The sequence below is a fragment of the Novosphingobium lentum NBRC 107847 genome, assembly GCF_001590965.1.
Lineage (GTDB): Bacteria > Pseudomonadota > Alphaproteobacteria > Sphingomonadales > Sphingomonadaceae > Novosphingobium > Novosphingobium lentum.
In genome coordinates this window covers 20,660-31,885 of record NZ_BCTW01000031.1, presented here as the reverse complement: position 1 = coordinate 31,885, position 11,226 = coordinate 20,660, and the positions used below count along the sequence as shown (strand labels likewise).

Annotated in this window: 11 protein-coding genes; 10 read left to right on the top strand and 1 reads right to left on the bottom strand. The window is 70.2% G+C overall.

What is annotated here, in order from left to right; all coding sequences use genetic code 11:
• Positions 1-745 (bottom strand): flagellin N-terminal helical domain-containing protein (locus NL2_RS19495; protein ID WP_068077969.1); only part of this gene is annotated, 745 nt, incomplete at its 3' end.
• 264 nt (positions 746-1,009) lie between these two features.
• On the opposite strand from NL2_RS19495, the gene NL2_RS19490 reads away from it, so the two are divergent.
• The 10 genes from NL2_RS19490 to NL2_RS19445 all read left to right on the top strand — a co-directional run bounded on the left by NL2_RS19490 (position 1,010) and on the right by NL2_RS19445 (position 11,212).
• Positions 1,010-2,338, top strand: a complete 1,329-nt coding sequence (locus tag NL2_RS19490; protein ID WP_245647774.1) for a sigma-54 interaction domain-containing protein — start codon at positions 1,010-1,012, stop codon at positions 2,336-2,338.
• Positions 2,335-2,733: a flagellar hook-basal body complex protein FliE gene (gene fliE / locus NL2_RS19485; protein WP_068077966.1), complete on the top strand. Its 399-nt coding sequence runs from the start codon at positions 2,335-2,337 to the stop codon at positions 2,731-2,733. Before NL2_RS19490 ends, fliE begins: the two co-directional genes overlap by 4 nt.
• A 3-nt stretch (positions 2,734-2,736) precedes the next feature.
• Positions 2,737-4,395, top strand: a complete 1,659-nt coding sequence (gene fliF, locus NL2_RS19480) for a flagellar basal-body MS-ring/collar protein FliF (protein WP_068077964.1) — start codon at positions 2,737-2,739, stop codon at positions 4,393-4,395.
• Entirely contained in the window at positions 4,392-5,396 is a 1,005-nt protein-coding gene (locus tag NL2_RS19475; protein ID WP_068077962.1) for a flagellar motor switch protein FliG, read from the top strand. The genes fliF and NL2_RS19475 overlap by 4 nt, the downstream gene beginning before the upstream one ends.
• Positions 5,389-6,024 (top strand): FliH/SctL family protein, encoded by a 636-nt coding sequence (locus tag NL2_RS19470; RefSeq protein ID WP_084356230.1) that lies wholly within the window; start codon positions 5,389-5,391, stop codon positions 6,022-6,024. Before NL2_RS19475 ends, NL2_RS19470 begins: the two co-directional genes overlap by 8 nt.
• A complete protein-coding gene (locus NL2_RS19465; RefSeq protein WP_068077958.1) occupies positions 6,018-7,370 on the top strand; it encodes a FliI/YscN family ATPase in 1,353 nt (450 codons plus the stop codon). Before NL2_RS19470 ends, NL2_RS19465 begins: the two co-directional genes overlap by 7 nt.
• A gap of 13 nt (positions 7,371-7,383) precedes the next feature.
• Entirely contained in the window at positions 7,384-7,812 is a 429-nt protein-coding gene (locus NL2_RS19460) for a hypothetical protein (protein WP_068077976.1), read from the top strand.
• Positions 7,813-7,848: 36 nt separating this feature from the next.
• On the top strand, positions 7,849-9,645 hold the full coding sequence (locus NL2_RS19455) for a hypothetical protein (RefSeq protein ID WP_157083277.1): 1,797 nt from the start codon (positions 7,849-7,851) through the stop codon (positions 9,643-9,645).
• Positions 9,646-9,708: 63 nt separating this feature from the next.
• Entirely contained in the window at positions 9,709-10,302 is a 594-nt protein-coding gene (locus tag NL2_RS19450) for a flagellar basal body-associated FliL family protein (protein ID WP_068077948.1), read from the top strand.
• 10 nt (positions 10,303-10,312) lie between these two features.
• A complete protein-coding gene (locus NL2_RS19445; protein ID WP_068077945.1) occupies positions 10,313-11,212 on the top strand; it encodes a FliM/FliN family flagellar motor switch protein in 900 nt (299 codons plus the stop codon).
• The last annotated feature ends 14 nt before the right edge of the window (positions 11,213-11,226 follow it).

The following is an 11,226-nucleotide window of genomic DNA, read 5'->3' as shown; positions in this document are numbered from 1 at the left end:
GCGCCTTGGCCATCGCGGTCGTTTCGGTCGAGTAGTCGGTGTCCTGGATCCGCGAACGGGCGTCGGACAGGTTGGTGACGTTGCTGGTCAGGTTGTTGATCGCCGATTCGAGGCGGTTCTGACCGGCACCGAGCGAGGCGCGGTTGGCGGTGACGTCGGCAATCGCGGCATCGACGTTGTCGATCGTGGTGCTGGCCTTGGTCGCGTCGGTCACATCGAGCGCGGTGGCGCTGATCTTGGTGCCGTCGATCGCCTTGCTGGTCAGCGTGACCACATCGCCGGTGTTGGCGCCGGTCTGGATGTCGAACGTCTTGTCCGTACCAGCGGTCGTGCTGAACAGCGCGTTGCCGTTGAACTTGGTGTTTGCCAGCACATCGCCGACCTGCTGCGTCAGGTTGGTGACTTCCGACTGCATCGCGGTGCGATCCGACGCCTGATAGGTGCCCGACTTCGACTGCACGGCCAGTTCACGAACGCGCTGCAGCATGTTGGTGACTTCCGACGCGGCGCCTTCCGCCGTCTGCGCCAGCGAAATGCCGTCGTTGGCGTTGCGGATGCCCTGGCTCATGCCGCGAACCTGCGAGGTCATCGAGGTGGCGATGGCGAGGCCGGCGGCATCGTCCTTGGCCGAGTTGATGCGCATGCCGGTCGACAGGCGTTCCTGTACCGCGCCGAGCGCCTTGCTGGCCATGTTCGAAGCGTTGGCGGCCTTGAGTGCGCTGATGTTGGTATTGATAACGGTCATGTGAAAGCTCCCGTGGATGTGTCCCGAAAGGCCCGCCAAGCCGGTCAATCCGACGCAGCTGCCACAGCCAAGATCGGCAGATCGCCGCCGGGTTTAAGTCCCGTTTGATTTTGGGCCCGCCAGCACGGAGCTCTTCCCCCTCGCGAACGGGCACGCCGCTACGCAGTTACCCTTAGCATTAGCGCGCAGCTTAAAGTTTCGGCGGGCTTGACGGTTTCTGCGCGAAAAGGGGGCAGCCGGAATGGTTAAGTCGGGGGCCACAGAATGACGATTTCCAGGGACGAGAATGCCAGGAACGAGAATGGGCGCGACAACGCGCGGGGCGCTTTGATTTTCGCCGAGGGCACCGATCGCCGCCACGCGCCGCTGGTCCAGCGCATGGCTGCGGTGATCGATTCCTTCGGGCAGGAAGCGCCGGTGCAGTTGCGCGATGGTGGTAACCCCACTCCCGCCGCAGCGCGCTGCACCGTCGTTACCCTTCACCGCAACGCCGCCACCGGGCCCGCGATCGAGCGCGACGGCGCACGCCGCTTCACGCTGCGGTACGATGATGGCGCGGGCACGGCGGCGCTGGCGGCGCTGCTCGCCTGCTCGACCCGGCCCGGCGCGCCGATTGCGGCCGATCCCGAAAGCCTGTCGGTGCTGGCGCTGGCCGAGCGCCTCGCCGCCAGCGAGATCCCCGTGCTGATCAACGGCCCCACCGGCACCGGCAAGGAAGTGCTCAGCCGGTTTATCCACGATCGCTCGCCCCGCCGCGACAAGCCGTTCATCGGCGTGAACTGCGCGGCGATGCCTGAAACAATGCTGGAAGCGCTGCTGTTCGGCCACCAGAAGGGATCGTTCACCGGCGCCAATGCCGCGTCCGAAGGGTTCTTCCGCGCGGCCGACGGCGGCACGCTGCTGCTCGACGAGATTGCCGAGATGCCCCTGGCGCTGCAGGCCAAGCTGCTGCGCGCGCTGCAGGAAGGCGAAGTGCTGCCGCTGGGCGCGACCCAGCCGATCAAGGTCGATGTGCGGGTGATCGCCTGCGCCAACCGCGACCTGCCCACCGAAGTCGCCGAGGGCCGGTTCCGCGCCGATCTGTTCTACCGCCTCAACGTATTCCCGCTGGGCCTGCGCGCGCTGTGCGAACGGCGCGAGGATATTGCCCCGCTCGCGTTTGCGCTGCTGCTGCGCCATTGCCCGGCGGATCGCGCGGTGCCGTGGATCGACGATGCCGCGCTGGCCATGCTGGCGCAGCATCCCTGGCCCGGCAATGTCCGCGAGCTGGAGAACGTGGTGCGCCGCGCGCTGCTGCTGGTGGGCGACGGCACGCTGATCACGCCTGAACATATCGCGTTCGATCGCCCGGCGCGGCTGATGACCGATACCGTGACCACGACAACCATGGCCGAAACCGCGACCGCAGACGGCTCGAAGCTGAGCAACATCGTCCAGCTGTCCGAAGCCCGCGCGATCATGGATACGCTGGAGGCGTGCGGCGGAAGCCGCGTGGCGGCGGCGCGGCGGCTGGGCATTTCCGAACGCACGCTGCGCTATCGCCTGGCGAGCTTCCGTGATGCCGGGATTGCCATGGCAGGCGGCCGGCGATGAGCGGATTCGGGGGAATCGGCGGAGTCGGCGGAGCGGGCGGCGGTGCGGCCGGCCTCCAGCAGATCATCGCGCTGCGCCAGCAGATCATCGACCGGTCCAGCCTGCTGCAGGATTTGCGCGGGGCCGGGGCCGCTTCCGGCACCGCGCCGGCGCAGGATACCACGGCGACCCCGGCGGGCGGCTTCACCGGCGCGCTCAAGTCGGCGCTCGATACGGTCAACGCCAGCCAGAACCGCGCCGATGCGGCGACCGACTCCTATGAAAAGGGTGAGACGATGGACGTCGCCAAGGTGATGCTCGCGCGGCAGGAAGCCGGCGTCGGGTTCGAGGCGACGCTGCAGGTGCGCAACCGCCTGCTGTCGGCGTACCAGGATATCATGCGGATGGGGGTCTGATAGATGAGCGATCTCATGTCGTCCGGCACGCTGGCCGAACCGCAGGCCGGGCTGCTTGGCCCGCTGTCCGATCCGGGCGGTGGGTCCGCGCTGACCCGGCTCAAGGCGTTCGGCGCCCAGCCCGCGATCCGCCGCACGCTGCCGTGGTTCGGCGGCGTCGCCGCGATGGGCGCGACCGCGCTGCTGTGGTCGACCATGCACCCCGCGCCGCAGCGCATGCTCTACAGCGACCTCAGCGATTCCGAACGCGCGCAAGTTGCCGGCGCGCTCGACAAGGCGGCGATCGCCTATACCATCGACAATTCGACCGGCGCGATCACCGTGGCCGAGGACGATCTCTACAAGGCGCGCATGCTCGCTGCGTCCGACGGCGCGATCGCCACGCCCGAAACCGGGCTGCAGATGCTCGACAAGCTGCCGATGGGCGCCAGCCGCACGATGGAGGGCGACCGCCTGCGCGCCGCGCGCGAGCGCGAGCTGGAACTGACCATCGCCGAAATCGACGGGGTCGAGGCGGTGCGCGTCCACCTGGCCGAAGAACAGAAGTCGGTGTTCGTGCGCGATGCGATGCCGCCCACCGCTTCGGTCATGCTCAAGCTGAAGCAGGGCCGCCAGCTGTCCGACAGCCAGACCACCGCGATCGTCAACCTCGTCGCCGGATCGGTGCCGGGGCTGAACCTCGATGCGGTCAAGGTGATCGACCAGCACGGCCGGCTGCTGTCGGCACAGGGGGGCGGCGACAACGACCGGCTCGAACTGCAGGCGCGCATGGAAGAGAAGCTGCGCCAGCAGCTGGACCAGCTGCTCACCCCGATGCTGGGCGCGGGCAATTTTTCCAGCGAGATCCAGGTCGAACTCGACATGGATCAGGTCACCTCGGCGCGCGAAAGCTATGACAAGGCGGGCGTGGTCCGCAGCGAGACGCAGGCGCAGTCGCAATCGACATCGCCGGCGGCAGGCGCCTCGGGCGTGCCGGGCGTCTTGTCCAACACCCCGCCGCCCGCCACCACCGCGCAGCCGGGCGCCCCCACCGGGACGCCGACCGCAGCGCCATCGGGCGCGGCGCCCGCCAACGGCGAATCCTCCTCGACCAAGAACTACGAGCTCGGCCGCGAAGTTGCGGTGTCGAACGCCAGCCCCGGCAAGGTCAAGCGGCTGTCGGTCGCGGTGGCGCTCAGCGCGGCGACGATGAAGAAGGCCAAGCCCGCCGATATCGACCAGATCAAGCAGTTGGTCAGCGCGGCGGTCGGCGCCGATACCACGCGCGGCGATCAGGTCGCGGTGCAGGTGCGCGCGTTCGAGCCGGTAACGCTGGCGCCCGAGCCGTTCTACACCGCGCCGTGGTTTGCCATGGTGGTGCGCAACGCGGTGGCACTGATCGGGGTGCTGCTGGTGCTGCTGCTCGGCGTGCGTCCGCTGATCAAGGCCCTGCGCCGTGATCCGGCTGCGACCATGAACGAGGGTGCGGCGGGCGAAGAGGGCGCATCCGATGGCGAAGCGAACGCGTCGCCGCCGGTCGATCCGGTGACCGGCGCGGTCGATACCGCGCTGCTCAACCAGCAGATCGGGCTGGCCCAGCGCATGGTGCAGGAACAGCCCGAAAGCGCGCTCGCCGCGTTGCGCCAGATGCTCAAGACTCCCGAAGGCGAGGCTGCGCTGTGAGCGAGATCGAAACTTTTCCCGATGCCGACCGCGCGGCGGTGATGGTCATGCTGCTCGAAGATGCGCAAGCCGCCGAGATCCTCGCCAAGCTGGAGCCCGCCGAACTGCGGCTGCTGGGCGAACGGATGTGCGCGCTGGGCGAGATCGGCGCGGCGGCAATCGCGCAGTCGATCGCCGGATTCGTCGATCGCGCGGACCGCTACGGCATCGACGCCCATGGCCGCGTCGATCACGTACGCTCGCTGATGACGCGCGCGGTGGGCGAAGTGAAGGCCGACAGCCTGATGCAGCATATCGTGCCCGAAGCGCCCGCACCCACGCTGGAACTGGCGCGCTGGCTGACCTCGCAAGTGATCGGCCCGCTGGTGCGCGGCGAACACCCGCAGGCGATCGCGCTGCTGCTGGTGCAGCTCGATCCGCAAGTCGCGGCCGAAGTGCTGCATTCGCTGCCCGATGCGGTGCAGCCGCAAGTGGTCCATCGCATCGCCACGCTGGGGCCGGTCACGCCCGATGCCATCGCGATGCTGGACGAGCTGCTCGCCGCACGGATCGGCGAATTCCACGGCCAGGCCGCGCTGTCGATGGGCGGCCCGCGCGAGGCGGCGGACATCATCAACGCCTCGGCGCGCGCGGTGGAAAAGCGCGTGATGCCCGAAATCACCCGGCTGGACAAAGCGCTGGCCAAGCAGATCGAGAACGAGATGTTCAAGTTCGAGCATCTGTACGTGCTCGACGACAAGTCGATGGGCTCGCTGTTGCGCGAGGTCGAGAACGACACGCTGATCTCGGCGCTGAAGGGCATTGCCGACGACCAGCGCGAGCCGTTCCTGCGCGCGATGTCGAGCCGTGCCGCGGATGGCATCAAGGACGAGATCGCGGCGCGCGGGCGGATGAAGATGGCCGAAGTGGTCGAGGCGCAGAAGGCGATCGTCACCGCCGCGCGCAAACTTGCGGCCGAAGGCGTGATCGTGTTCGGCGCGGGCGACGACGATTATGTCTGACCGGTTCGCCGGTGCCGCGCCCGGACCGTCTCCCGGCACCTTCCAGCGCGGGTTCGGTGGCGGCAAGGGCGGCTTGGGTGTCGTTCAGGGTGGCTTTGCCCGCGACGCCCGGTTTGCCGCAGCCGACCCTGCTGCACCACCCGTTCCGCGCCCCGCCGAGGACCCCGTCGCCACCGCGTTCGCGCGCGGCCACGCCACAGGCTGCGCCGAAACGCTGGAGCAATGCGCCGCACAGGCCGACGCCGATGATGCTGCGCGCGGTGCCATCGCGCTGGCTCTGGCGCGCTTGGACGAGGCCGGAACGTCGCAACTGGCCGAACGCCTGCGCACGACCGTGATCGCGCTGTGCGAGGCCGCGATCGCGCCCGCCGCGCTCGATCATGCCGCCCTCGCGCGCCGCGTCGCCATCGCCGCTGCGATGCTGGCGCGCGCCGAGGATGCCCGTGTCATCCGGCTCAACCCCGAGGATATGGCGCTGATCGCCGCGCAAATGCCCGCGGGCTGGGCAATCGAACCCGATCCCGCGCTCGAACGCGGCGCGCTGCGCGTCGAAGGCGGGCAGGGCGGGGTCGAGGACGGTCCCGACCAGTGGCGCCGCGCCATCGTCGAGGCGCTCGACGCATGCTGACCGCGCTGGACGCGCAGCTCGACGGCCTTGCGCGCCGCCGCATCGATCTGGCGCCGCGCCGTTATGGCCTGCTCACCGCCTGCGACGGTGGTTTGCTCGAAGTCAGCGGGCTGTCGGTGCCGATCGGCGCGCAGTGCCGCATCGGCCATCCCGGCGCCGATGGCCGCGCTGCGCTGGGCGCCGAAGTGATCGGCTTTCGCAACGGCAACACGCTGATGATGTTGCTCGGCGATCCGGTGCTGTTGCGCCCCGGCGCGCGGGTGCGGCCCGAAGGACGGCCGGGCATGCTGCCGGTGGGCGAGGCGTTCCTGGGTCGCGCGGTCGATGGCGAGGGGCTGCCGATCGATGGTGGCGAACCGATCCGCGCGCAGGCGCAATGGCCGTCGGGCGGGGTGCGCGCGGGCGCGCTCGATCGCAGCCCGGTACGGCAAAGCTTCGATACCGGGGTGCGCGCGCTCAACGCGCTGACCACGTTCGGCGTCGGCCAGCGCATCGGTATCGTGGCTGGATCGGGCGTGGGCAAGTCGGTGCTGCTCGATATGGTGGCGCACGGCGCGCAGGCCGAGATCGTGATCGTCGGGCTGATCGGCGAACGCGCGCGCGAAGTGTCCGATTTCGTCGAGCGTCACATGGCGGGGGAAAAGCGCGGGCGCAGTGTGGTGGTGGCGGTGCCCGCCGATCATGCCCCCAACTTGCGCATTCGCGGCGCATTGCTCGCCGCCAGCCTGGCCGAATATTTCCGCAGCCAGGGCCGCCGCGTGCTGCTGATCATGGACAGCCTGACCCGCGTGGCGCACGCCGCGCGCGAGATCGCGCTGCTGCTGGGAGAACCCGGCGCGGCGCGCGGCTATCCCCCGTCGGCGCTGGCCACGATCACCAAGATCGTCGAGCGTGCGGGCAATTCGGCGGCCAGCGGCGGCTCGGTCACCGGGCTCTACACCGTGCTGGCGGACGGCGACAACCAGGACGATCCGGTGGTCGATACCGCGCGCTCGATCCTTGACGGTCATGTCGTGCTGTCGCGCGATCTGGCGCAGCGCGGGCAGTATCCCGCGATCGACATCGCCGCCTCGCTCAGCCGGGTGATGACCGACATCACCACGCCCGCGCACCAGACGCTGGCCCGCCAGTTTCGCGCGCTGGTCGCCAGTTACGAGGCCAACCGCGACCTCGTGATGATGGGCGCCTACCGATCTGGTGCCGATCCGGTGCTCGACCGCGCCATCATGATGCACGATGCGCTGTCGGCCTTCCTCGCGCAGCCGGCGGCCGAGATCGTGCCGCTCGCGCCCAGCATCGCCGCGTTGGGCGCGCTGCTCGGCGATGGCGGCGCCGCCGCATCATGAGGCGCGCCGCGCCATGAAAGCCGAACGCGCGCGGCTGGCCAGGTTGACCCGGCTCGAGAAGATCCGCGCCATCGCCCGCCAGACCGCGCTGGCCGAAGCCGGTCGCGCCGAAGGCACCCTGGCGCAGTTGCAGGCGCTGGCCGACCGCACCGCGCGGCTCGCGGGCGACTATGCCGCGCGCGACGATGCGGGCGATGCCGCCGCGCTCCGCCGCCAGTTCGCGTTCATCCACGGGCTCGATCGCATCGCCACGGGCACCCGCGCCGATGTCGCACAGGCACGCGGTGTGGCGGATGCCCGCGCGGCCGAAGCCGCCGCCGCCGAACGCCGTCGCGGCGCGGTGGAGGACCGCATGATCGAGCAGGCGCGCCGCATCGCGCGCAAGGCAGCCCAGACGCCCGTTTCGGGCACGCGCAAGGCACTTGGCACGGCCCTTGAATAGCTAGGTCCAAGGATTGCTCCGAAGGACCCCATGCGCATGATCGACCTGCCCGCCCTGTCCAGCCCATCGGCCATCGCCGCCACGGTGATCGCCGCCGTCGCGGTGCCCCAAGCCGCCGGGAACGCCCCGTCCGTGGCGTTCGGGTCGGTGCTGGCGGCGCAAGGTCCGGCAGTGGCGCCAGCAGCGGTGACCGATCTCGGAGCGATCGCGTCCCTGCCGGGCAATGCGGCAGTACCGGCAAACCCTTTGCCGCCCGGCGGCAAGATCCTGCCGGTTGCCGCCCGGATCGCGACCACAGGTCTGTCTGCCGTCGCAGCCCCGGTCGCACCGGCAATCACTCCAGCAACCAAACCGGCAAGCGCATCCCCCATCGTGGCTTCGGTCGTGGCTTCGGTCGTGCCTGCTGATCTGCTCCCAACGCCGCCTGCCGGCGCGCCGACGCCGCTGGCTGCAGGGACCGTCGCCCCTGACCCGCTTGCGCCAGACGACGCTGCGCAGCAGTCCGCAAGCTCCGCACCGACCGACAGCGGCGCCACGCGCGCTCGCGCTCCGCTCGGGGGTGAGCGGCTGGCCGTCGCCCAAGCCGCCCCGGCGCGCGTAGGCCGCTCCGTGCGGGCAATCATCGACGGGCCTGCCACCCCGGACGAGGCGGATACGTCGGGCCCGGATATTACGCCGGATCCGGCCATTGCCGCGCTGCTGGCGCAGCCCCTTCCACCGATTTTGCCCGCGACCTCTGCAACGCCAAGCGACGCGCCGCAGGCCGCAGTGCCAGCACCCGCCGGACGGGATTCGGTCTCCGCCGCCGCCACGCGCCAACCGCAGTTACGTCAGCCGCAGTTGCGCCAGCCGGTGGCCGATGTACGCGCCGCCATGCCGAATCCGGCCGCAGTCGGTGAGCGCGCTGCCCCCACCCCGGAGTACCCGGCGGCCCCGGCATCGCGCCGTCCCGCCGGGCTGGCGTCCGCCGTCGCGCTGGCGCAGGCCGCCGTGCTGACGCGTCCCTTGGTCGAGGCGGACCGCGCGCTGCCGTCCACTACGCCGCTGGTGGCATCGTCCGGCGCATTGCCTCAAGCTGTGCCGACGCAGCGAGTCCTGCTCGACGCAGCTGCGCCCGTGACACAGTCCCTGTCCGGCCAGACTTTCGCGCAGCAGTCACGCGCGGTGCCCGATGCGGCGGCGCCTGTCGCAACCACTGCGGTCGCCGCGGCGATGCGATCGGCTCGCGGTGCCGGACGTGTGGTCGAAGCCGCGCCGCCTGCGGGCGATCGGGCCAGCGACGCATCCGGTGCCGTCTTCGCCGCGTCGGCTCCCCTGGTCCAGACCGATCCCGCGTTCGCTGCCACCGCGTCGGTGCCGTCGGCTGCGCGCCCGGTCGATTTCGCCACGCTGGTCGATGCGATCGATCGCGCGCGCGCGCATGCCGCGCCGCATTCGGTCAGCGTGTCGCTCGCCCATGCCGAGTTCGGCGCGGTGTCGCTGCGCTTTCGCCACGACGATGACGGGCTGAGCGTGGCCATGGCCAGCGCCGACCCCGGCTTTGCGCGCGCCGTGGCTGCTTCCTCGCCCACCGCCGCCCTGCTGGATCAAACCCGATCGGACCGGCGTGAACCGGATCAGCAGTCGAGCGCATCGCTGAACATGTCGGCCAATCCCAACTCCAACCCGTCGTCCTCGTCCCCGGGCTCGTCCTCATCCGGACAGGCGATGGGTGATGGCGAGCGCGGCACGGCGCGCCGGTCCACCCCGGGGTCGGTCGCCACCGACCGCAACGAGGGCGCCGCGCCCGGCGCAAGTGCCGGTCCGTCCAGCGAGCGCGGCATCTTTGCCTGATCCCATTCGACCGAACCAACCGACACCAGATCGCGCACACCAGATTACAGCAGGGGAACCACGATGAGCACCGAGAAGAAGGACAAGGAGGCCAAGCCCAAGAAAGGCAAGGGCATGATCATCAAGATCGCGATGGCGCTCGGGCTGGTCGGCGCGGGCGGCGGCGGGGTGTTCGCGATGGTGCAGTCTGGCATGGTCGGCGGCGGCAAGGCCGCGGTCAAGGAAGACAACCGCCCGAAGCTGATCCGCAAGGGCGAGGAAGATCCGTTCGCACCCAAGGCCGAGGGCGGCAAGGAAGGCGAAGGCGCCGCCGATGTCGAGGGCGATGGCGGCAGCGAATACCGCACAGTGTACTATGGCTTCGCCGAAGAATTCACCTCCAACCTGCAGAACTCCACCGCGCTGATCCAGGTGAGCCTGGCCTGTTCCACCCGCCGCGACGGGCGCGTGCTGCTGTGGCTGAAGAAGCACGAGCTGGCGATCCGTTCGGAAATGCTGGTGGTGCTGGCCGACACGCCCGAGGAAGACGCGCACAGCTCGCAAGGCAAGGAGCGGCTGCAAAAGCGGCTGACGGCGGCGATCAACAAGGTGCTGACCGAAACCGAAGGCTTCGGCGGGATCGACGCGGTCTACTTCAAGTCGTTCCTGGTGCAGTGAAGCCGGTTGCGTGAAACCCGAACGTCACTTCATTGCAGAACGCGCGATCGCGCAGCACTGCGCCGCGCTGCTGCGGCCCGGTCCCGGCCCGGCCGAGCTGCTGCCCGCGCTCGCCCGCGCGGGGGAGCGGCTGGCGCACGCGTTGCGCGCCGCGCTCGTGCCGCTGCTCGGCGGGGACCCGCCCGCGATCGACTGCAGCGCGCCGGTCGAGATCCTTTACGCCGATTTCGCCGCGACGATCGCGCCGCTGGCGGCCAACAGCCTGCTCGTGGCCGGTGCGCAAGCCGCGCCGCTGCTGACCACGGTCGATGCCGGCGCGGTGCTGCGGCTGGTCGATCGCGCGTTCGGCGGGCCGGGCGAGGCACCCGATCCCTTGCCCGAGGAATTTCCGGTGTCGGCCGACCTGATCGTGGCCCGGCTCGAAGCGGTGATCGCCGCGCGGCTGGCGGCGGCGCTGGGGGCCGACCGCGAGGGCGCGATCCGCTCGCTGCGCCGCGACGGCAGCCTGGCCCATCTTGCGCCGTTTGCCCCGGCGACGCGGCTGGCGACGATCGTGCTGACGATCAGCCAGCCCGGACGCGCGCCGTGGACGATGGCGCTGGCGTTTCCGTTGGCGACGCTGGGCGAACTGTTCGGCCATGGCGAACGACCGCCCGCCGCGCGGCTGGCCAACCAGCGCGCGGCCGATCCGGCCAGCGCACCGTTTGCCGACATGCCGCTGCCGATGATCGCGCTGCTGGTCGACATGGCGATGCCGCTGTCGGCGATTTCCGCGCTCGAGCCGGGACAGATCCTGCCGGTGTCGGTGGCGCGCAGCGTGCCGTTGCGGATCGGCGACCGCGCCGTCGCGCGCGGCACCATCGGCGCGGTCGACGATCGCGTCGCCGTGCAGATCACCCACATTTCCTGATTTTCCGAGAGGAC